The 22,360-nt window shown below is 39.8% G+C and carries 24 protein-coding genes; 18 read left to right on the forward strand and 6 right to left on the reverse strand.

What is annotated here, in order from left to right:
- The first annotated feature begins 17 nt into the window (after positions 1-17).
- The 10 genes from FJR09_RS17530 to FJR09_RS17575 all read left to right on the forward strand — a co-directional run bounded on the left by FJR09_RS17530 (position 18) and on the right by FJR09_RS17575 (position 10,157).
- Positions 18-2,420 carry a BamA/TamA family outer membrane protein gene (locus FJR09_RS17530; protein WP_168653834.1) on the forward strand — a complete coding sequence of 801 codons (2,403 nt, stop codon included), beginning with the start codon at positions 18-20 and terminating at the stop codon, positions 2,418-2,420.
- Positions 2,421-2,556: 136 nt separating this feature from the next.
- Positions 2,557-2,706, forward strand: a complete 150-nt coding sequence (locus FJR09_RS25420) for a hypothetical protein (protein ID WP_235082073.1) — start codon at positions 2,557-2,559, stop codon at positions 2,704-2,706.
- Between the two features lie 158 nt (positions 2,707-2,864).
- Positions 2,865-3,713: a UDP-3-O-acyl-N-acetylglucosamine deacetylase gene (lpxC, locus tag FJR09_RS17540; protein ID WP_015083389.1), complete on the forward strand. Its 849-nt coding sequence runs from the start codon at positions 2,865-2,867 to the stop codon at positions 3,711-3,713.
- Between the two features lie 53 nt (positions 3,714-3,766).
- Positions 3,767-4,276 (forward strand): 3-hydroxyacyl-ACP dehydratase FabZ, encoded by a 510-nt coding sequence (gene fabZ / locus FJR09_RS17545; protein WP_168653728.1) that lies wholly within the window; start codon positions 3,767-3,769, stop codon positions 4,274-4,276.
- Positions 4,277-4,394: 118 nt separating this feature from the next.
- A complete protein-coding gene (lpxA, locus tag FJR09_RS17550) occupies positions 4,395-5,210 on the forward strand; it encodes an acyl-ACP--UDP-N-acetylglucosamine O-acyltransferase (RefSeq protein WP_148763897.1) in 816 nt (271 codons plus the stop codon).
- A 217-nt stretch (positions 5,211-5,427) separates the two neighbouring features.
- Positions 5,428-6,585, forward strand: a complete 1,158-nt coding sequence (lpxB, locus tag FJR09_RS17555) for a lipid-A-disaccharide synthase (RefSeq protein WP_168653727.1) — start codon at positions 5,428-5,430, stop codon at positions 6,583-6,585.
- 12 nt (positions 6,586-6,597) lie between these two features.
- Positions 6,598-7,845, forward strand: a complete 1,248-nt coding sequence (locus FJR09_RS17560; protein WP_015083385.1) for a DNA cytosine methyltransferase — start codon at positions 6,598-6,600, stop codon at positions 7,843-7,845.
- Between the two features lie 258 nt (positions 7,846-8,103).
- Entirely contained in the window at positions 8,104-8,550 is a 447-nt protein-coding gene (locus FJR09_RS17565; RefSeq protein WP_015083383.1) for a deaminase domain-containing protein, read from the forward strand.
- A 14-nt stretch (positions 8,551-8,564) separates the two neighbouring features.
- Positions 8,565-9,311, forward strand: coding sequence for a hypothetical protein (locus FJR09_RS17570; RefSeq protein ID WP_235082071.1), 747 nt, complete (start codon positions 8,565-8,567; stop codon positions 9,309-9,311).
- Positions 9,312-9,581: 270 nt separating this feature from the next.
- On the forward strand, positions 9,582-10,157 hold the full coding sequence (locus tag FJR09_RS17575) for a phycobiliprotein lyase (protein ID WP_015083381.1): 576 nt from the start codon (positions 9,582-9,584) through the stop codon (positions 10,155-10,157).
- A gap of 85 nt (positions 10,158-10,242) precedes the next feature.
- Here the strand turns inward: FJR09_RS17575 and FJR09_RS17580 are convergent, their stop codons facing one another.
- On the reverse strand, positions 10,243-11,727 hold the full coding sequence (locus FJR09_RS17580) for a site-2 protease family protein (RefSeq protein WP_168631924.1): 1,485 nt from the start codon (positions 11,725-11,727) through the stop codon (positions 10,243-10,245).
- Between the two features lie 164 nt (positions 11,728-11,891).
- Between FJR09_RS17580 and FJR09_RS17585 the strand changes: the two genes are divergently transcribed.
- Positions 11,892-12,644: an MBL fold metallo-hydrolase gene (locus FJR09_RS17585; protein ID WP_168653457.1), complete on the forward strand. Its 753-nt coding sequence runs from the start codon at positions 11,892-11,894 to the stop codon at positions 12,642-12,644.
- Here the strand turns inward: FJR09_RS17585 and FJR09_RS25945 are convergent.
- Together FJR09_RS25945 and ctpA are read right to left on the reverse strand one after the other, a co-directional pair.
- Positions 12,597-12,728, reverse strand: a complete 132-nt coding sequence (locus tag FJR09_RS25945; protein WP_256370269.1) for a hypothetical protein — start codon at positions 12,726-12,728, stop codon at positions 12,597-12,599. The genes FJR09_RS17585 and FJR09_RS25945 overlap by 48 nt on opposite strands.
- An 11-nt stretch (positions 12,729-12,739) precedes the next feature.
- A complete protein-coding gene (gene ctpA, locus FJR09_RS17590) occupies positions 12,740-13,987 on the reverse strand; it encodes a carboxyl-terminal processing protease CtpA (RefSeq protein ID WP_015083378.1) in 1,248 nt (415 codons plus the stop codon).
- Positions 13,988-14,380: 393 nt separating this feature from the next.
- Here ctpA and petB point away from each other — a divergent pair, with 393 nt between their 5' ends.
- The 4 genes from petB (at position 14,381) to FJR09_RS17610 (ending at position 17,137) form a co-directional block, all read left to right on the forward strand.
- The gene (petB, locus tag FJR09_RS17595; RefSeq protein ID WP_015083377.1) at positions 14,381-15,028 is read left to right on the forward strand and encodes a cytochrome b6; all 648 of its coding nucleotides are present in this window, start codon (positions 14,381-14,383) and stop codon (positions 15,026-15,028) included.
- A gap of 182 nt (positions 15,029-15,210) precedes the next feature.
- Positions 15,211-15,693, forward strand: a complete 483-nt coding sequence (petD, locus tag FJR09_RS17600) for a cytochrome b6-f complex subunit IV (protein WP_015083376.1) — start codon at positions 15,211-15,213, stop codon at positions 15,691-15,693.
- A gap of 339 nt (positions 15,694-16,032) precedes the next feature.
- Complete coding sequence (locus FJR09_RS17605; protein WP_015083375.1) at positions 16,033-16,476, forward strand: anti-sigma regulatory factor; 444 nt, start codon at positions 16,033-16,035, stop codon at positions 16,474-16,476.
- Positions 16,477-16,768: 292 nt separating this feature from the next.
- Positions 16,769-17,137 (forward strand): hypothetical protein, encoded by a 369-nt coding sequence (locus FJR09_RS17610; RefSeq protein WP_015083374.1) that lies wholly within the window; start codon positions 16,769-16,771, stop codon positions 17,135-17,137.
- Positions 17,138-17,231: 94 nt separating this feature from the next.
- On the opposite strand, the gene rimI is transcribed toward FJR09_RS17610, so the two are convergent.
- Complete coding sequence (gene rimI, locus FJR09_RS17615) at positions 17,232-17,726, reverse strand: ribosomal protein S18-alanine N-acetyltransferase (protein WP_015083373.1); 495 nt, start codon at positions 17,724-17,726, stop codon at positions 17,232-17,234.
- 125 nt (positions 17,727-17,851) lie between these two features.
- On the opposite strand from rimI, the gene lysA reads away from it, so the two are divergent.
- From lysA to FJR09_RS17630, 3 genes are all read left to right on the forward strand, one after another.
- Positions 17,852-19,264: a diaminopimelate decarboxylase gene (gene lysA / locus FJR09_RS17620; RefSeq protein ID WP_015083372.1), complete on the forward strand. Its 1,413-nt coding sequence runs from the start codon at positions 17,852-17,854 to the stop codon at positions 19,262-19,264.
- 503 nt (positions 19,265-19,767) lie between these two features.
- The gene (cdaA, locus tag FJR09_RS17625; RefSeq protein ID WP_015083371.1) at positions 19,768-20,721 is read left to right on the forward strand and encodes a diadenylate cyclase CdaA; all 954 of its coding nucleotides are present in this window, start codon (positions 19,768-19,770) and stop codon (positions 20,719-20,721) included.
- Positions 20,718-21,467, forward strand: coding sequence for an isoprenyl transferase (locus FJR09_RS17630; protein ID WP_015083370.1), 750 nt, complete (start codon positions 20,718-20,720; stop codon positions 21,465-21,467). The genes cdaA and FJR09_RS17630 overlap by 4 nt, the downstream gene beginning before the upstream one ends.
- Positions 21,468-21,529: 62 nt before the next feature.
- On the opposite strand, the gene FJR09_RS17635 is transcribed toward FJR09_RS17630, so the two are convergent.
- Both FJR09_RS17635 and FJR09_RS17640 read right to left on the reverse strand, forming a co-directional pair.
- A complete protein-coding gene (locus FJR09_RS17635; RefSeq protein ID WP_168652237.1) occupies positions 21,530-21,796 on the reverse strand; it encodes a DUF3143 domain-containing protein in 267 nt (88 codons plus the stop codon).
- Positions 21,797-21,851: 55 nt separating this feature from the next.
- Positions 21,852-22,322 (reverse strand): J domain-containing protein, encoded by a 471-nt coding sequence (locus FJR09_RS17640; protein WP_015083368.1) that lies wholly within the window; start codon positions 22,320-22,322, stop codon positions 21,852-21,854.
- Between the last annotated feature and the right edge of the window lie 38 nt (positions 22,323-22,360).

Here is a 22,360-nt window from a genome sequence, read left to right on the forward strand (position 1 = left end):
TGGTAGTGAAGAGAAATATGATTAAAAAACATTTAACACCCGGATTAATGGCCATGGTAGCCATGACCGTCCCTTTAGCAATTTCTGTCAAAGCAAATGCCCAAACGACTGATAGTCACCCACAGACCACAGACGTTTTGACAGTAGCAACAAACCAGCCAGAAACACAGAATCTTGTCAAAGGTGATGCTATTGAAAATCCAGCATCTTATCCCCTGGTAGCACCAATAGTTGGAGAAAGAGAATCTCACAAATTTTCCCCTCTTATTAAGGCTTTAAAGTCCAACTCAGCATCAGTAGATCAGGGATCTGTAATTATACCCAACTCCACAATAGTTCCCATTACAGCACAGGCTGAACCAACTCAGAAAAAACCAGATCCTTCAAAAACAGCCCCCACAACCATAAAAAAGGGATCTGAGGTTGTCCCCAAACGGACAATAGTTCCTAAAAAAACACCAGTTCCCCTAGTAAAACCGACTCAACCTCCTGCGACTGAATCCAATCAAGAAAAACTAAATCCGCCAACAGTAGCACCCACACCCAATCCAGAAGCAACCGAAGCCCGCGTATTGGTGTCTGAGGTAGCAATTAAATCAGAAACAGGACAAATCACCCCGGAACTAGAAACCCAAGTTTATAAAGTAATTCGCACCCAAGCTGGACAAACAACCACCCGTTCCCAACTGCAAGAAGATATCAGTGCGATTTTTAGAACTGGGTTTTTCTCCAATGTCCAAGCATTTCCAGAAGATACCCCCCTTGGTGTGCGGGTAAGTTTTATTGTTACCCCCAATCCCATTCTCTCTAAAGTAGAATTAGAAGCCAACCCTGGTACGGGTGTAGCCTCTGTTCTTCCTGCTGCCACAGCCAACGAAATATTTAGCAGTCAATATGGCAAAATTCTCAACTTGCGGGAATTAAACGAAGGCATTCAGAAATTAACCAAACTTTATCAAGACCAAGGTTATGTACTTGCCAACTTAGTTGGAGCGCCCAAAGTCTCAGAAAATGGCGTTGTCACCCTCCAAGTGGCAGAAGGGGTTGTAGAAAGCGTTAACGTCCGATTCCGTAACAAAGATGGTGAGTTCGTAGACGACCAAGGCAACCCAATTCGCGGACGGACAAAGGATTATATTATTACACGGGAATTAGAATTAAAATCAGGAACAGTATTCAATCGGAATACAGTACAGAGAGATTTAGCGCGAGTATATGGACTTGGATTATTTGAACCACCTGATACTGAGCCTATATCCCTTGCTCCTGGTAGTGACCCCAGTAAGGTAAATGTACTAGTAAATGTAACTGAGCGTAATAGCGGTTCTATTGCTGCTGGGGCGGGAATTAGCTCTGCTAGTGGTTTATTTGGAACTATCAGCTATCAGCAGCAAAACCTGGGGGGCAGAAATCAAAAATTGGGGACGGAGTTACAGTTAGGAGAACGAGAACTACTATTTGACCTGCGCTTTACTGATCCTTGGATTGCTGGTGATCCTTATCGCACTTCATATACGACAAATATTTTCCGTCGTCGTTCTGTTTCCTTGATTTTTGAAGGTAAAGATAAGAGTATTGATACCTTTGATCCTAACAATATTACGGATACAAATCAACAAGATCGCCCCCGGATTACCCGCTTAGGTGGTGGTGTCACCTTTACCCGTCCCCTTTCCCGCAATCCTTTCAAAAATTCCGAGTGGCTGGCTTCCGCTGGACTCCAGTATCAACGGGTTTCCGGTCGTGATGCTGACGGTAATTTGAGAAAGGAAGGAGCGATATTTGATAGTAGTGGAAGTATCATCAGTGATAGAACTCCTCTCACTCTTTCGTCTTCAGGAGAAGATGATTTATTACTATTGAAGCTGGGCGCACAAAGGGATCTCCGCAATAATTCCTTACAACCCACGAAAGGTTCTTTCCTCAGCTTTGGAGTTGATCAATCTGTACCTATAGGCACAGGTAGTGTTTTTATGACTAGATTCCGAGGTAACTATAGTCAGTATCTACCGATTAAATTACTTAGCTTTAGCAAAAAACCGCAAACTTTGGCATTTAACCTGCAAGGGGGGACAATCTTTGGGGATGTACCTCCCTATGAAGCCTTTACCATAGGTGGTAGTAATTCAGTTCGCGGGTATGATGAGGGCAGATTAGGCACGGGTAGTAAGTATGTCCAAGCTGCTGTTGAATATCGCTTTCCGGTTTTCTCGGTTGTCAGTGGCGCACTATTTTTTGACTATGGTAGTGACTTGGGAAGTAGTACCCAATCTGCACAATTGTTAAAGAAAAATGGCAATGGCTATGGCTATGGTTTAGGTTTGCGGATACAGTCTCCACTGGGACCAATTCGCATAGATTACGGTGTCACTGATGAAGGTGATAGTCGGATCAATTTTGGCATTGGGGAAAGATTTTAAATTGGTCAGTAGGGGCGAAGCATTTGGAAGATAAATTATCGGTCATTGCAAAAATAGTTCTCCAAATGCTTCGCCCGTACAGTGCGAAGCATTTGGAAGATAAATTATCGGTCATTGCCAAAAAATAGTTCTCCAAATGCTTCGCCCGTACAGTTGTCAGTGGTCAGTAGGGGCGAAGCATTTGGAAGATAAATTATCGGTCATTGCAAAAATAGTTCTCCAAATGCTTCGCCCGTACAGTGCGAAGCATTTAGAAGATAAATTATCGGTCATTGCCAAAAAATAGTTCTCCAAATGCTTCGCCCGTACAGTTGTCAGTGGCTAAGAATTTTACTTCTGACTCCTGAATTCTGACTTCTGTACCTTAATAATATTTAATATTTTTCAGACAAGAATAATCAGAGTTTTGAGCAATACTAACTACAATATTTGGATTATTAGATGATGCAGCAACATACTTTAGCTGGGGAAATTACTCAGACTGGTGTGGGGTTACACAGTGGGGTCAATACTCAAGTACGAATATTACCAGCACCACCAGGAAGTAATCGCTTTTTTGTCCGGGTAGATTTACCGAATTCACCAATTATTCCCGCCCAAGTTGCGGCTGTGAGTCAGACTGTGCTTTCTACTCAATTGGGTAAGGGTCAAGTCTGTGTTCGCACTGTGGAACATTTATTGGCTGCTTTGGCGGCTATGGGGGTGGATAATGCCAGAATTGAAATTGATGGACCGGAAGTACCGCTTTTAGATGGTTCTGCTCAAGTTTGGTGTGAAAGAATTGCTGAAGTTGGTTTATTTGCCCAAATGGTGAGTAATTTACCTGCACCTGTCGTTATTACCGAACCGATTTGGATTTATGAAGGTGATACTTTTGTTTGCGCCCTACCGGCACCAGAAACCAGATTTAGCTATGGGATAGATTTTAATTTGGCGGCAATTGGTAATCAATGGCACAGTTGGTTATTAACGACAAGTTTAGAAAAATCTTCTGCTGACTTTGCTTCAGAAATTGCGCCGGCTCGAACTTTTGGGTTACAGCATCAAATCGAACATCTGCAAAAGTCGGGATTAATTAAAGGTGGTAGTTTGGCTAATGCCCTAGTTTGTGGGTTGGAAGGTTGGCTAAATCCACCATTACGATTTGCAAATGAACCAGTTCGTCATAAAATCTTGGATCTAGTCGGAGATTTAAGTTTACTGGGAATTTTCCCTGTTGCTCATTTTTTGGCTTACAAAGCTAGTCATAATTTACACATTCAACTGGCACGGAAAATTTTAGAACTGATCTAAAATTCCCAAATTTACCCATCTTAGTGTTTAATTATTCAAACAACGTACCACTAATGTCCACTATTACCGAACCTAATTCCCAGGAATTGAATACATCAAGTGAGGATAATGTCAATCCACAGACTATAAAAACTACCTTTAGTATTGAGGAAATTCAGGAACTCTTACCTCATCGCTATCCATTTTTACTGGTAGATCGGATTATTGATTATGTACCTGGTAAAAAAGCCGTGGGTATTAAAAATGTTACCTTTAATGAACCCCAATTTCAAGGGCATTTTCCAGGGCGATCGCTGATGCCAGGTGTGCTAATTATCGAAGCCATGGCACAAGTCGGCGGGATTGTGATGACGCAAATGCCGGAATCAAAAGGAGGACTATTTGTCTTTGCTGGTATTGATAAAGTCCGTTTCCGTCGGCAAATTGTTCCTGGAGATCAACTGGTAATGACGGTGGAACTGTTGTGGGTGAAGCAGCGTCGGTTCGGGAAAATGAACGGACGAGCGGAAGTTGATGGACAATTAGCCGCTGAAGGAGAACTAATGTTTTCTTTGATTAGTTAAAATTTATTATACCATAACAGGATTTTAGATTTTCGCCCTCACACATAACTGAACTTTGCCCGACACGTTTCTTAATTGAATAAATTAGCAAGTAGCACTTAGTTTTGGAGATTCACCTTTGAAAACACTTATTCATCCAACTGCTGTCATCCATCCTAATGCGGAACTCCACTCAACAGTGCAAGTCGGCGCTTATGCTGTGATCGGCGAGAATGTTAGAGTTGGTGCAGACACTGTAATTGGCGCTCATGTCGTCCTAGAAGGCCTTTGTGAAATTGGTACGGGAAATCAGATTTTTCCCGGTGCAGCTATCGGTATGCAGCCCCAGGATCTCAAATACGTGGGAGAACCGACTTGGGTAAAAATTGGTAACAATAATTCCATCCGTGAATATGTGACGATTAACCGCGCTACTGGCAGGGGTGAAGCGACGATAATCGGTAATGGCAATTTATTAATGGCTTATGTTCATGTAGGTCATAATTGCCTGATTAAAGATTCTGTCATTATTGCTAATTCTGTAGCATTGGCGGGTCATGTACATATTGAATCACGAGCTAGACTGAGCGGCGTTTTAGGTGTGCATCAATTTGTTCACATAGGAACTATGTCTATGGTGGGCGGAATGACACGCATTGATAGGGATGTCCCTCCTTATATGTTGGTGGAAGGAAATCCGGCAAAAGTGCGATCGCTCAATTTGGTAGGATTAAAACGTTCGGAAATGGCTGCTAGTGATTTCCAATTAATTAAAAAAGCTTTCCGTCTTCTCTATCGTTCTGATTTCCTATTTAAAGATGCTTTACAAGAGTTAGAAAATTTAGGAGATTCAGAACAATTAAAACATCTTCGCCGTTTTTTACTCCTTTCCCAAATGCCCGGAAGACGCGGTTTAATTCCCGGAAAGGGCAGAAAATCTGTCAGTGATGAATAATGAATAGTCAGTTAGATGTAGGGGCGGGGTTTTCCCGTCCTTAAAGTTTAGCAGTTACTCTGTTTTTATCGGCAGAATATGGATTTAATGAACCACGTTCGCGTAGCGCCCCGCAGGGTAGAAGCGAAGGTAGCGAAGGAAGAAAAGAAGAAGAAGAAGAAAGTAGGTAATTTTCAACTGGGAAAGGGCGTAAAAATCTCAAATCTAAAGTTTTAAAATGCGGATATTTATTAGCACTGGCGAAGTTTCTGGGGATTTACAGGGTTCGCTATTGATTGCAGCACTGCAACGTCAAGCTGTTGTTACGGGTTTGATATTGGAAATTATCGCTTTGGGTGGGGAGAAAATGGCGGAAGCTGGGGCGAAAATTTTGGGGGATACTAGCGGTATTGGTTCAATGGGTTTGATTGAGTCTTTGCCTTATGTTATCCCTACTTTAAGGGTACAACGCCAAGCGATCGCTTACTTAAAGAAAAATCCCCCTGATTTAGTAGTCCTAATTGACTATATGGGGCCAAATCTGGGAATTGGTACATTCATGAGGGAAAATTTGCCAGATGTACCTGTGGCTTATTATATCGCTCCTCAAGAGTGGGTATGGTCTATGAGTTTTCAGAATACCAACCGCATTGTTGGTTTTACAGATAAACTATTAGCAATTTTCCCTGAAGAAGCGCGATATTATCGGCAAAATGGGGCAAAGGTTTGTTGGGTAGGACATCCTTTAATTGATAGAATGGCAAATGCACCAAATCGAGAAATTGCCAGAGAGAAATTAGGAATTAAACCGGCAGAAATCGCCATTGCCCTGTTACCAGCTTCCCGTCATCAAGAATTAAAATATCTTTTACCAATGATTTTTCAAGCTGCCCAAAATATCCAATCTAAATTACCAAATGTCCATTTTTGGATTCCTCTATCTTTGGAAACATTTAGACAACCAATTACAGCAGCAATTAAAGATTACGGTTTAAAAGCTACACTAGTATCAGATCAACAAAAGGATATTTTTGCTGCGGCTGATTTCGCAATTACTAAATCGGGAACTGTCAATTTAGAACTTGCATTATTAAATGTCCCCCAAGTTGTAGTTTATTGTCTTCATCCCATTACTGCTTGGATTGTACGTCATATTCTTAAAGGTTCAATTCCCTTTGCTTCTCCAGTAAATTTAGTTGTCATGCGGGAAATTGTTCCCGAATTTTTACAGGAACAAGCCACAGCCGATAATATTGTTGAAGCAGCCATGGAATTGTTATTAAATCCTGAAAAAAGACAAAAAACTTTATTAGATTATCAAGAAATGCGCCATTGTTTGGGAGAATTGGGAGTATGCGATCGCACTGCCAAAGAAATATTAGCAATGAAAAAGTAGATAATAGTTAAAATGGCAAAAACCCGACCAATTGCAGTTGACTTATTTGCAGGTGCAGGAGGAATGACTTTAGGCTTTGAACAAGCTGGTTTTGATATTCTGGCATCTGTGGAAATAGATCCAATTCATTGTGCAATCCATAAATTTAACTTTCCCTTTTGGACGGTGATCTGTAAAAGTGTAGAAGAGACAACAGGGAAGGAAATTAGGAATAGTTCTCAAATTGCTAATCAAGAAATTGATGTAGTTTTTGGTGGTCCTCCCTGTCAAGGTTTCTCATTAATAGGAAAACGCTCTTTTGATGATCCAAGAAACTCTTTAGTTTTCCATTTTATTAGATTGGTTGTAGAATTACAACCCAAGTTTTTTGTATTAGAAAATGTCAAAGGAATGACCGTAGGAAAACACAAGGAATTTATTGCTGAAATCATTAATCAATTTACTGAAAGTGGTTATCAAATTGATGCAAATTATCAAGTTTTAAATGCAGCTAATTATGGAGTACCACAAAATCGGGAAAGATTATTTTTACTAGGTGCGCGTGAAGATTTAGAATTACCGAAATATCCAGAAAAAATTACATTCCCTAATCAAACATCTCCCACAGTTTGGGACGCATTACAAGATTTACCAGCAATAGAAAACTATCCAGAACTATATCAACAAGATTGGATATTAACTGAATTTAGTAACCCTAGTAACTATGCTAAAAAACTGCATAATCTGGAAATTGCAAAAAATAACTATGCCTATAAACGTCAATATGATCTGACCTTACTAACATCAAGTTTAAGAAGCAAACATTCACCTGAATCTAGGTCAAGATTTGCTTCTACACCTCATGGTAAAATTGAATCAATTAGTCGTTTTCATAAACTTGATCCTGATGGTTTATGTAATACGTTAAGAGCGGGAACACCTAGTAATAAAGGGGCATTTACTTCTCCTCGTCCCATCCATCCTTTTATCCCCAGATGTATCACTGTCAGGGAAGCTGCGCGGTTACATTCCTATCCTGATTGGTTTAGATTTCATCCGACAAAATGGCATGGTTTTCGACAAATTGGTAATTCTGTTCCTCCGCTTTTAGCGCAAGCAGTCGCAGAGGAAATTATTAAAGTTTTAGATATCAAATCTTCTCGACCTCAAGGTGTTAAAGACTTAGGGGATATTAGTTTATTAACATTTGATATGTCAGCAGCCGCAAAATATTTTGGAGTCAATCATCATGTGATAGAATCGAGAACCAGGAAAAAATGAATATTTAGCATTTAGAGGATGTTTGAAAAGTGGTATTCCGTAATTTTCATCACATTGCTACCCCTCTTTCCCCTTGTAAAGGGGGGAAACAATAAAAATCCAGTTCCCTCCCCTTTACAAGGGGAGGGTTAGGGTGGGGTAAAAAATATTTGATACATCAACCATAACTTTTCAAACACCCTCTTAGCTAATACAGCAATTTTATTGTAGCTACATTAATTATTTTATTATTATTATTATTATTATTATAAATCCAATATGGAAGAACCAAATTTAATCTCAGATGCAGCTAATATCCGAGAGATATATCTTAGAAGATCATTTCCGAAGGGTAATATTGCTATTATCGAGGTACGATTAGAAGATGGTAAAGCTTTTGGAATGGGTGCAACATCTAGAGCCAACAGTCCAGCACCTCAACCAGAACCTAAGTCAAAGGGAGGACAATTTGAACCTGCTGTAGATTCTCACTCAGAACGTATTATGGATACTGATGCGGAATATAAGGTTTTGTCAGCCATTGCAGAAACTTTAGAATTTATCTACAATAAGGATAATAACCGCGTTAGAGGGCAATTGTATCTTTACACAGAAAGAAAACCCTGTGAGAGTTGTCAAGGTGTTATAAATCAATTTGAGCAAAGATTTCCTGAGATAAAAATAACTATCTCCTGGACATATCCTTATCCTCCGAGTAGCAATTAACTATGACATTGATATTGCATGAAGTTGAAAAGTCTCCTCTCATTTTATCTGCTGAAATTCCTGATTCTTTACGTTTAGTCATAGAGAAAATGCAGGGATATTCTTATGCAGAATTATATGAAGAAAAAGACATTCAGGGAATAAGTTTAGAAGATTCTTTAATCACAGTATTTGATGCAATAGAAAAAGAAAAAAATAGTTTAGATATAAGTTATTGCTATTTTTTTATGGCTATAGTTATGGGAATTGCTGTGCAACCAACTATTAAAACTTATTTACCTCGTGAGACAATAACTGGTAATATATTTCAGTATCTTTTTCAGAATTGGATATATTATCAAGATAATTATCAGCCAAATTTAAACGTTTCATTTCAGAATTATCAAAATACTTTGGGACAATATCAAGCTCTTGATGAAGCTGTTGATGTTTTTGACAATATACCGCAAGTGCTGGAGTCTGTGAAAAGAGAAGCCATATTAAATATATTAGATGATTGCTTCCAGGGTTATGCTATTTTTCCAGGTTCGCAAGGTAGACGGGAACTTTTTGATTGGTGGTTATTAGATGTTGTTCCCTCTGTTTTTTGTGGACGTTTACCTAAAAGTATTCATACTTTAAAGGGAGTTGGTAAAATGACTCAACATATTACTAAAATACGGGACTATTTTTTTAAAGTAGTCGGGAATAATCAGTCTCAAGGAAATACAAATTTGGAAAAACAAGATTTGTTGTTAAGATTTTTGGCTTCTGATAAATAATATTAATATCTATCCCCAAACAATTTCCATATTTAAAATAAATCTTGGTTAAATATTTTCAACTGATGATTTTTGAGAAAAGCTTATTGCTATGTTTGAACTGACAATATATGAAGGTGAAGTAAGAATCGTGCAGGAGAAACATTACAAGTTTGTTCCAGCCGATCAAATTTCTGAAACCGATTTACAAAATTATAGGAATTATACATAATGAAGAAGTAAATTGGAGTCAAGAGATTGTTAAAATTATGATGCAGAATAACTTTATTTATGAACATTGAAGAATTTTTTGAATTAAGTGCTGGAAAGTGGTTTTCTCATCGCACTAGTCACCATTTAGCTTTTAAGCAGTCAGAAGACGGCAAATCAGACATCGTGATTGAGATGTTAGCCGCTGATCATCCAGAAGTAATTAAACTGTGTGAACAGTATGAAATTGCGGCTCATACAGCTTCCTGTGGGGCGCGAGTTACCTGGAATGGCACAATGGAATGGGACGAAGAAAAACACCAGGGTTCGACCGTTTTAGCCACAGTCCCGAATGCGGATAACCCAGATGAAGGTAAATTACTCCGAGAAATGGGTTATGCCGAAAAAGCCCCCGTTGCTGGTAGCTATAAAATCGGTGATGATGGGGCTTTAACTCTGATTACTGAGTATGAAACCATGTGGTCTGAAGAAAGGCTATGGTTTGCCAGTCCTAACTTGCGGATGCGAGTAAGTGTTTTGAAGCGGTTTGGTGGCTTTAGTATGGCTTCCTTCACCTCTGAAATCCGCATGGGTAGCACGGATGCTTCTAAAAAGGCTACGGAAGCCGCTAATTCAATTAACGCACCCACAAATTAAAACCTTAAACTACAATATTGAGGCTGGTAATTGATAATTGACAACTATTACCTGCCTCTATATCACGTTTATAGTTAAATTTGTCCTAAATCTGCAATAAACGAGCTAAGAATTGGGGTAATGGTAAAATAATCAATAACAATAAAGCCATTGACATTAATCCCATAAAATCCCGTTTATTATCTAATTCTGTGACATCATTTAAAGCAGGTTCATCAATTAAGGGAACGAATAATAAAATAATTGCCCACAATAAAAATTCTTCTCTAATAAACGAAAGCATTAATAATAATAATCTAGCAATTTGACCAATGAAAACAGCAGTCCGTTGTCCAAACATAGCATGAACAATGTGACCACCATCTAGTTGTCCCACGGGCATCAAATTCAATGCAGTGACAATTAATCCTAAGAAACCTGCAACTGCAACTGGATGTAAATCAATGGCAGATTTTGCGGTTAATTCACTTCCCAAGGCTAATTTTGAGAGTAAAGCTAATAAAATCGAATATTGAGGATTAAGTGCATTGGGGTTTAACATTCCGGTTTTTTCCGGTAACGCTACTATTTCCGAATGAGCTAAACCCCAAATCAATAAAGGTATAGTCATCATAAATCCTGCCAATGGTCCAGCAATACTGACATCAAATAAAGCTTTGCGGTGAGGGACAGGACTCCCCATTTTAATAAAAGCACCAAATGTTCCTAAGAAATAAGGTATAGGAATAAAATAAGGCAATGTGGAGCGAATTTTATAGAATCTTGCTGTTAAGTAATGACCTAGTTCATGAGTTCCTAAAATAGTTATTAACCCTAAAGCATAAGGTACACCGTTAAAAAATAATGTCAAATAAGATTCTAGCGAATTGACTTGAAAACCTGCAATTCTCAATCCGACAAAGGTAGTGCTAAATAAAGTTGCTACTAATAATAGTAATGCTAACCCTGGTCGAGTAATTTTTTCGGAATCGCGGTGGTTATTTTGTCTAACTACTTGAGGATTTGGAACTAAAACAAAGAAGGGTTTACCATTTATTCCTTCTTGAAATATGATGAGAAAGCGATCGCCAAATTGTCCTTCAATATTAGCTTTAATTTGCTCATAAGCCTCACTAGCCATAGTTCGCAACTGTCCCCGACAAATTACGGCTTGGGGACGATACTCAATATTTTGCACATAATATACAGACCAGGGAAAACAATTTCGTAGTTGACTTTCTTCTGCTAAATCAATGGGACGGACTGGTACTGTTTCTTGAGGAGAATTATTACTTGCTTGTCCCTGATTTTCTGGAGATTGATTTTGTGGATCTACGGGTAATTGCCGACCCCTATTAAACAATAGCCAATATAATAATAAACAACCCCCTGATATCCAGAGAATTAATGCTGATGGGGGAGCTTGTTTGATCCCATGTACCAGCGTCCAACCAGTCAATACAAATGCCGGTGTCATTAAAACCAACCACAATAACCATATAGGGGTTCTTGTAGCCCGTGCAACACTGTGCTGCATCATTAAATAAGTCAATGACCCCAAAACGAAAACGAGGAGAAACCAAAATGCCATGTTATCTTCACTATGTTTGATAGAATGCCTTACCTATAATTTCTGTTACAGATTTTGATGACAAATAAGACTGCACGCCTTAATTTTTTAATCACAGTTAACAGTCATGGTAAATACACTGTAACCTGATTGTTCACCACTTCCGAATTTGAGTTTTTTCATTTATGTCTTCTTTTCCTCAGCAGTCCAGTCATCAGACTAAACAACCACGCTCTATATCCCTAAAAAGCCCATCAAAGGCGGAAAATCCTTTAGTTTTGACACCCAACAGTATTTTTGCTTTTCCACCTAATCGGGACACTTTAGGAGCAACATCTTACTTCATTATTACAAATGTAGGGAATATTCTCATAGATTGCCCAGCTTTAGAACAGATAAACCAGGATTTTTTGTCCTTGCATGGGGGAGTCAAGTGGTTTTTTATCAGTCATCGTGGTGCTATTGGTAAAGCCGCAGAATATCAGCAAATCTTAAATTGCGAAATTCTCATCCAAGAACAAGAAGCCTATTTATTGCCTGGTTCAACTGTCACCACTTTTACTGATGAGTTCACTCTTAATGCCACAACGCAAATAATTTGGACACCAGGCCATTCTCCAGGCTCTTCTTGTCTATACTATCGTGAATTTGACGGCGTGTTATTTTCTGGACGGCATTTACTTCCTAACCAGCACGGCGAACCTGTGCCACTACGCACTTCTAAAACTTTCCATTGGCCACGACAACTCAAAAGTGTTAAATTATTAAGCGATCGCTTCACACCACAAACTTTAACTTATTTATGCCCCGGAGCTAATACAGGTTATCTCAGGGGTAAACCCTGTATAGACCAAGCATACCAAAAAATTAAGAACTTGAATTTAGTAACTTTACGGGAACAGGGAACAGGGAAGGAAATTCTTCCCACTGACAACTGACAACTGTACGGGAGAAGCATTTGGAGAACTATTTTTGGCAATGACCGATAATTTATCTTCCAAATGCTTCGCCCCTACTAACAACTGACAACTAACTAATGACCCATTACCAATTTTTTACTCAAAAGTTCGATAGCCGCTTGATATTGAACATCTGCCTTTGTGCCGATTTGTTCCCGGTTAAGTGATGGTTGGGGAATAATTTGATCTGGCTTAATTCCCAACTTATTAATATCTCGATGGTTAGGAGTTTCATATTTAGCAATTGTCACCGCCAAACCAGAACCGTCCGATAATTCAAACAAAGATTGAATTAAGCCCTTCCCAAAAGTCGTTTCCCCGACTAACTGGGCGCGATGATTATCTTGTAAAGCACCTGCGAGGATTTCGCTGGCGCTGGCAGTTCCTTGATTAACGATAATTACTAAAGGATCTGTGGTTAAGGCTGGACCAAAGGCTTCATAAGTTCCCTGAATGCCTTGACGGTTGACAGTGTAAACGATTGTGCCAGAGTCTAACCATAAACGAGCAATTTCAATTCCCGCTTGTAAGAGTCCACCCGGATTATTTCTTAAATCAAGAATATAGGCAGACGCGCCTTTTTTTTCTAGAATAGAAATAGCGTGTGCCAAGTCAGTAACGGCATTGGCACTAAATTGACTCAGGGACAAATAACCAATCTTGGTTCCTTCCGGGGATAATCGTAAGTCAGAGACAACAGGATTAAGAGCAATGCGATCGCGCACCAAGATAACTTCCCGGTCCTTTTCTCCTTCCCTGCCAATTAAAAGCGTAATAACGCTGCCCCTTGATCCACGCATTCGTGCCGCAGCCTCATCAAGAGTCAAATTCTCTGTAGATAAACCCTCAATCTTCAAAATGCGATCGCGTGGTTTTAAATCCGCTTTGTCGGCTGGAGAATCTTCAATAGGTGTAATTACCTCCAAACCACCACGTGGATTGAGAGTAATTTGTAAACCCACCCCAGTTAATTCTCCAGCAGTGCTAACTTGCAAACTGCGATACTTCTCAGGCTCAAGAAACCGGGTAAAAGGATCATCCAGGCTCTTCAGCATAGACTGAATAGTAGAATAAGCTGCTTCATGGTTGGCGAAGTTGCCTTTTAACGCCTTTTGTCGCACATCAAGCCAGCTTTGATGGTTAAAAGTCCCATCTAAATAAGAGCGATTAACAATTCGCCACACTTCATAAACTAGCTTCTGTTCTGGGGTCAAAGCTGAAGCCGGAGGAACATATCCTGCCAACACCAAACCAAAAAGCAATAGTAGTAAACATCCTAGCCGCCAAAACCGTTTGTGAATGAACCCTAATTTCAGTGCCATCTCAGACTCAAATTCCCTAAAACTTTCTGTAATGATCAGTTGCTGATGAAATCTATCTCTCGACTATGTTACTTTTTTTATAGAAGAAGTGCATTCTTCTCATAAACTTGCTAGTCCAAATTTGTGAGATGTCCATTCTTCCTGATCAACGATAAAATCTTCTTTGGAGTCAACATAGTTAGCGTTGGCTGGCAAAGACGAGAGACAGGGGGATTTCTCAAAAATAGGGTGAGTTACACCCGAATTTACGCTCGTAGACCAATAGAAGCCCATTCTCTTGGATGAAGCGAGAAGCGAACCCTCTAACTGAGGTTAGTTGAATAGTCACTCATGACTAAGCTTCGCATCACAAAACTTATCAACCGCAATCTATTTTTAGGAACTTAGGATTGTATGGCCAACGTTTATGACTGGTTTGAGGAACGCTTGGATCTCCAAGAAATTGCTGATGATATCACCACCAAATACGTACCTCCCCACGTTAACATCTTCTACTGTTTAGGTGGAATTACCCTAGTATGCTTCCTGATTCAGTTCGCCACTGGATTTGCGATGACATTCTACTACAAACCTACAGTTGCTGAAGCTTTCTCCTCTGTCGAGTACATCATGAATGAAGTCAACTTTGGTTGGTTAATTCGCTCCATTCACCGCTGGTCAGCCAGCATGATGGTATTAATGATGATTCTCCACACCTTCCGTGTTTATCTAACCGGTGGCTTCAAAAAGCCCCGCGAATTAACCTGGATCAGTGGTGTTATCCTCGCAGTTATCACCGTTTCCTTCGGTGTAACAGGCTACTCTCTGCCTTGGGATCAAGTTGGTTACTGGGCTGTAAAAATTGTTAGTGGTGTACCAGAAGCCATTCCCGTAGTCGGCGTTCTCATCTCCGATTTACTCCGTGGTGGTTCTAGTGTTGGTCAAGCTACACTTACCCGCTACTATAGCGCTCACACCTTCGTTCTTCCTTGGTTAATTGCCGTCTTCATGTTGTTCCACTTCTTGATGATTCGCAAACAAGGTATTTCTGGACCTTTGTAATCAAAGTTATTAGCAAATAGGCAAAACTTGTGTTTCCAGATCATCGTAGTTTGTTTTAAACTAAAGAGAAAATAACTTGTAAGTTGTAGACATAAACTACCATCGGAAACTTGAGCTAGTTGTATTGTTGATAGCTTTCACCAATTCTTTAACTTCACTTCAGTCGGAGAGCGAATTTAAAAATGTCAACGCAAAAAAAACCGGATCTGAGCGATCCCAAATTGAGAGCTAAACTTGCCCAAGGCATGGGTCACAATTACTATGGTGAACCTGCTTGGCCCAACGATTTGCTCTATATATTCCCAGTCGTCATTATGGGTTCTTTCGCCTGTATTGTGGCTCTAGCAACTCTAGATCCCGCGATGATCGGTGAACCAGCCAATCCTTTCGCTACTCCTTTGGAAATTTTGCCAGAGTGGTACTTATATCCTGTATTCCAGATTCTCCGCTCATTACCTAGTAAACTATTAGGTGTATTAGCAATGGCTGCTGTCCCCTTGGGACTAATTCTCGTTCCTTTCTTGGAAAACGTGAATAAGTTTCAAAACCCCTTCCGTCGCCCTGTAGCAACAACAGTATTTCTTTTTGGGACTCTTGTTACCCTGTGGCTAGGTATTGGTGCTGCACTCCCATTAGACAAATCCTTAACTTTAGGATTGTTCTAAGATAGTTCAGTCAAAACTAAATCCAGTAACGTCTGTAATTTTCAAGAGCATATACGGGATAATATCTGACAAACAACTAGTACAATACGGCGTAAGTTAAGCAACCATTAAAAATCCCTGAAAAGCTTATACCATCTGCTTTTTAATTTTTAATTGTTAATTTTTAATTCCGCCCTGCGGTACTAGCCGTAAATCTTTTATGGTCTACTTGTTACTGATATTTCAAAAGAGATATGCTTTTGAAGATCAACAGACGTTAACTAAATTCCTAAATGTGAAATTATCAATCACAAAAAAACGCAAATACTTTTCAATTACTTTCTATCCAAGTCACGGTCAATGCTTAGCATAGTGCAGCAAGACCATCAAACGGTAAAGAGCGATCTTAAACTCTTGATCCAAGTACAACAATGGTTTGAAGAATTCTGTGAGCGATATTTACCTAAATATGGCTGGTCAGATACCCAAGTTTATTGTCTTAACCTAGCATTAGCAGAAGGCTTTACCAACGCAGTTCGTCATGCTCATCATGCTTTACCACCGGAAACAACTATAGAAATTCAAGTCAGTTTATGGATTGATAAACTGGAAATAAGAATTTGGGATTATGGAAAACCATTTAATCCTGACGTGATCACCGAGCCAGAACCTGGGACTCTGCAAGTAGGTGGATATGGGTGGTTTTTACTCCGCCGTTTGGCAGATAAAGTAGTCTATGAACGTGATTCAGATACTAGAAATTGCCTGTTAATTGTTAAATATTGTTTAGAAGGACAACATTAAGAACTAGCACCGCAAAGCGGAAGTTAAAAGTCAAAATGATGACAGTTTGGGGTTATTGTCTGATATTTCTGGTGATCAGACGCAACGAAAGCAATTTTCTTCCGCATCAAAAATAATATTTAAAGAAGAATTAATATTTCATGATCGTCTAGCTGATTTTTGCATAATAACCTCGCAAGCAAACTTGAGGATTGTATATTTAGAGGCAATGGCTGATGAAATACCTGTATTACTGGGGGATAACCCAGGACTAAACTCGCTATCCTAGAGTCAATAGCACAAAGAAAGAGACATGACCAAAAACTTGCAATTCAATTTTGAAAAGATCCGCCCTTGGTTGACCCTGTTAGCAATCGCCTGGCTATTAGCATCATTGGGATTAGGCTGGTTAGTTAATTCTTTAGTAATTATTTTGGGGTTATTGTTTTTTTTACCTGTGGTAGCATTCTTGGGGTTTCGTTGGTGGTTAGCAAAAAATCTAGTTACTAACCAGTGTCCCGTATGTGGATATGAATTAACAGGGGTAAATAACAGCCAAGTACAATGTGTTAACTGCGGTGAACAACTATTAGTTAAAAACTTTCAATTCCAACGCTTCACACCAGAAGGAACAATTGATGTGACAGCGGTTGAAGTTCAAGCCCAATCACTGGAAGATTAGTCAGTTGTTAGTTGTCAGTTGTTCGTTGTCAGTTGTTCGTTGTTAGTTGTTCGTTGGAATCTAGAAGGGTGAATTTATTAGACTTGTCTATTGCCTATTTATCTAGATTTTTGAAAAAATGTGGTTGTTGTAGTTCAGAAAGCCAAAGAATCAAGGCATCCTCATTGTTATCTTTGTAATAACCCCGTCGTTTTCCCGCAGTTTTGAAACCAAACTTTTGATACAAAGAAATAGCAACGTAGTTAGAATCGCGGACTTCGAGGGTAGCTCTTTCCAAACCAAGATCAGCCGCAGTTTGCAGAAGGGAATATAATAAGGCTTTTCCTAGCCCTTGACCATGATATTGGGGATGAACTGCCAAAATTGTAATGTGTGCTTCTTCTAGAATTGACCAAAAGCACCCCATTCCCAAGAGTTCAGAATGATTAAAAGGGGAAAATAAACCCAAAAAATGACTATTAGGACTTTCTAACTCCCGCAGGTAGCCTTCCATAGTCCATAAACCATCAAAACAAGCTTTATCTAGTTCTAATAGTTCAGTTAAATTATCTGTGGTTAAAGATTGAATTTTTAAGTCGGATGAAATCACAATTTTTGAGGATTGAGGAAGGTTAATTACCAATTACCAATTATCCATTACCAATGAGAGGTTAAACTGGAAATCAGGACATATACTCATGGCCTGATTTTTCACAAAGACAACTCTTATTAGTTATGGTATCGACTTACCCCGTCGAAGTTCAACTTTCTGGCCGTCAATATTTACAGTCAACAACTGGTGACAGTGCTGATATTTCTCCTAACCAACAACTCTTACCTTTGACAGCGAGAGTTAATGATCATGATCATCTGGAAATCGGTGGGTGTGATGTCACAACCCTAGTTGAACAGTTTGCTTCACCTTTATATATTTTAGATGAGGAAACCCTGCGGACAGCTTGTAGGCAATATCGAGATACCTTTAAGGAATATTACAAGGGAGAATCTCAGGTACTTTATGCTTCTAAGGCATGGAATTGTTTAGCTGTTTGTGCCATTGTTGCCTCAGAAGGGTTAGGAATTGATGTAGTATCCGGTGGCGAACTTTATACTGCGCTGAATGCGGGTATGAGTCCTGATAAGATTTACTTACATGGAAATAACAAATCTCATGATGAGTTAGTTTTAGCGATTCAGTCTGGATGTACTATTGTAGCGGATAACTGGCATGAATTAGATCTGCTGGTGAAGATAGCAGGGGAGAACACAGAAAATTCTGATCTTTCGCCCATTCGGATTATGCTACGCTTAACTCCTGGGATAGAATGCCATACCCACGAATATATTCGTACTGGACACTTAGATAGTAAATTTGGTTTTGATCCCCATGATTTACAAGAAGTATTTGCTTTTGTAAGTAAGCAGCCCAGTTTAAACTGTGTGGGGTTACACGCTCATATTGGTTCACAAATTTTTGAACGTCAACCACATAGAGATTTAGCTGCTGTGATGGTGCAGTGGTTAAGAGATGCGGCTAAACATGGATTAAAGGTGAGAGAATTAAATGTTGGTGGTGGTTTAGGGATTAGATATACAGAATCTGATGATCCACCAAGCATTGTGGAATGGTCTAAGGCAATTTGTGAGGTTGTACAAACTGCTTGTATCTCGGAAAATCTGCCTTTACCAAAATTACTCTGTGAACCAGGGCGATCGCTCATAGCCACATCTTGCGTCACTGCTTATACTGTTGGTGCTACGAAGGTTATTCCCGAAATTCGCACCTACGTAGCGATTGATGGCGGAATGTCCGATAATCCCCGCCCTATCACCTACCAATCAGTTTATCGGGTAGTAGTTGCTAATAAAATATCTACCCCCTGCACTGAAACGGTCACATTAGCTGGTAAACACTGCGAATCAGGGGATATTCTGATTAAAAATGCCCAACTACCAAAAACTGAAGCAAATGATATTCTCGTAGTTATGGGAACTGGTGCGTACAATTACAGTATGGCATCTAATTACAATCGTCTCCCCCGACCGGCAGCAGTTGTAGTGGCAAATGGTGAAGCAAATTTAATTTTGCAGCGCGAAACTTATCAAGATTTGATTCGACAAGATTGCCTACCGGAAAGACTGAAATAGTCAGTAGTCAGTGGTCAGTGGTCAGTGGTTAAAAAATCACAATTGACAACTGACAACTGACTATAAGAATCCAGATGTCTTGACACTCTCATGGCTTCAGCCACTGAGATTCTGCGGACAGAGTAAAACTCTCGCTGCGACCGTCAAACGCCGACTAAACGCTCAAAACAACTACCAACTAAGGTGTTGAAATTGCGCTTACTTTTGTTCAAAATGCTATGGCTAAAGCCACGCTGCGCTATCGGAATCTGTCACTAAGCCTGTGGCACGGTACGCTCAGTCAACCTGCCATTGCTTGCTCTTTCTCGTCATACTGCCGTTAGAAAATCTAACCGTTGTTTCACAGGAGCCGGGATTTCTCCGTACTAGGATGCTTCAATACGTAGACAATAATTCTTACTCGCAATTTAATTTTACCACAAATGTCACGGCGACTTTAATCGCTCGTGTCGCTTCCCTCTCAGGTCTGAAGACTCTGAGTTTCCTGCATACGGCGAGGTTTTATGAGAGATTGGTGGAAGCAATGGCTGATAAACCTGGGAGATAGGTCACAGTCCTTGTTCCTTGGGACTCTGGATATAATGTTAGTGCTGGCACTGACATACATGATCCTGGTTATTATTAGTGAACGGCGCACTTTATGGATGGTGCGAGGGTTTATAGTCTTAATGCTCTGCTCGGCACTCAGTGGCAAATTGGGATTACCCCTCCTAAATTTTGTCCTGGAAAAATTGGTGATTGGCTGTGCTGTGGCTATGGCTGTAGCACTGCAATCAGAATTTCGCCGTTTTTTAGAACAATTGGGACGTGGTGAATTTTGGCAGTTATTTCGGAATAACGCTAGAGCAATTCCTAAGTCGGATAGTGTAATTGATGAAATTGTTGATGCAATTAAAGAGTTATCAAAAAATCGGATTGGCGCTTTACTAATTTTAGAAACTACAGGACCCATTGAAGAACAAGATTTCTCCGTTCCAGGAGTGAAGCTAAATGCTGAAGTTTCTAAAGAACTGATCCAAACTATTTTTCAACCGAAAACTTTGTTACATGATGGAGCAACGTTAATTCGTGGTTCGCGCATTGTATCATCTGGTATAATTTTACCACTTTCAGGACGCACAGCGTCGCGGCAGTTGGGAACACGCCATCGGGCGGCAATGGGAATTACTGAAAGGGTCGAAAATTGTATTTGTGTTGTTGTATCAGAAGAAACGGGTTCTATTTCCTTAGCGGAAAAGGGAACTCTATATAGACCACTAACTATTAAAAAGCTCAAAGAGTCTTTAGAGACTCGATTCTCTCCCACTGTAGATCGGGAAGCTCATGCACCTGGTCTTTTCAGTTTAGTTCGTCAACTTGGTGATCAATCACTAAAATTAATGTCCCGGTTACTTAGGCTACCTTGTCTTCGACACGCTACCCGTAGGGGTACGACCGCTTCTCAAGATAAAAAATGAAAACACAACAAACTGAATTGCAATATTTACCTCTTGATTTAAAACAAGAATTACTCCCTCAGCACGTCGCGGTAATTATGGATGGTAATGGCCGATGGGCAAAAAGTCGCGGTCTACCCCGGATGATGGGTCATAAAGCCGGTGTAAATGTTCTCAAGGATTTGCTGCACTGTTGCAAAGACTGGGGAATTAAAGCACTAACTGCCTATGCTTTTTCAACGGAGAATTGGCAAAGACCAGAGGAGGAGGTAGAATTTTTGATGAATCTATTTCAGCGCGTTTTACGCCAAGAACTGCGGGAAATGGTGGAGGAAAATGTGCAAATTCAGTTTGTGGGTAATTTATCGGCTTTACCACAGGCTCTTCAGGCTGAGATTTCCCATTCTATGGATCAAACTAAGGATAATCGCAGTATTCGGTTTACAATAGCGACTAATTATGGGGGTAGACAGGAGATTTTACAAGCTTGTCGGGCGATCGCTCAAAAGGTTAAAGAAGATTTACTACAGCCTGAAGATATATCTGAAGAAGTATTTGAAGCTCATTTATATACGGCTGGAATAGCAGATCCAGATTTATTAATTCGCACCAGTGGAGAAATGCGATTATCGAATTTCTTACTTTGGCAAATGGCTTATAGTGAAATTTATATTTCTGATACTCTCTGGCCGGATTTTAACCGTCATGAATTTCATCGCGCTTTATCTGCTTATCAACAACGAGAACGCCGTTTTGGGAAAGTCTGACAATTTTGGATTTTAGATGCAGTAATCAATCCAAAATCCCAACTTCTGACTCCTGCTATAGATTATGGCCCTGAAAAAACGGCTTCTTCGATGTCTTCCCGACTCAGGGAATATTTAAAGGAACGTTGAATATCTTGACGGTTTTCTCCTGATTGAAAATAGCGAACTGTAATTTGTTCAGTATCTAACCAAAGTTCCGCTTCCCAACTAGATCGTTGGACACGCCAACAATGTAGTTGGGTATCGTCTTGTTGACAACCTTGGTTTTTTAGCCATTGTTCGATTTGTGGTAAAGAATGACTATACAGTGGTGTATTAGCGGAAAGCATAAGCAATTCAATTCAATTCAAGATTATTGGTGATTTTAGAGGTGAGAAATTGAGTTTAACTGATTGCTTCTCCACGGAGAATGGCGATCGCAATCGCTAATAGCATACAACCAACAATGGTCAACCCCAAAATAAATAATACAAATATTTCTCCAGAAGACAAAGGGCGATCTGTAGCATCGAGATACATTGATTTGGAAAAATCGTAAGGCTTATGTACAGACTGGTTTAAATCGGGTGGTGCTTGAATTACGTCAAAACGGGAATAACCCACTTTCAAATCATAGCTCAATCGTCGTTCTGGGTTACAGAGGGTAGCGTAGGCTGTGTTTATTTGCTGAAATTTAGCAGTAGCAATATTAGCAGGTAATTCTGTCGTATCTGGATGATAGAGTTTGCTCAGTTCTCGATAAGCGCGACGAATATCAATTACTGATGCTCCAGGATAGAGTCCTAGCAGGGAGTAATAGGTAATTTCGCTGCTGTGTGGGACTTCCTCATTTTGGTTTACGGTTTTTTGAGTCACTTTGCTCAAATAAGTTTTTTTCTATTCTAAATCTCTTG

Source organism: Dolichospermum sp. UHCC 0406, from assembly GCF_009712025.1.
GTDB classification, from domain to species: domain Bacteria; phylum Cyanobacteriota; class Cyanobacteriia; order Cyanobacteriales; family Nostocaceae; genus Dolichospermum; species Dolichospermum lemmermannii.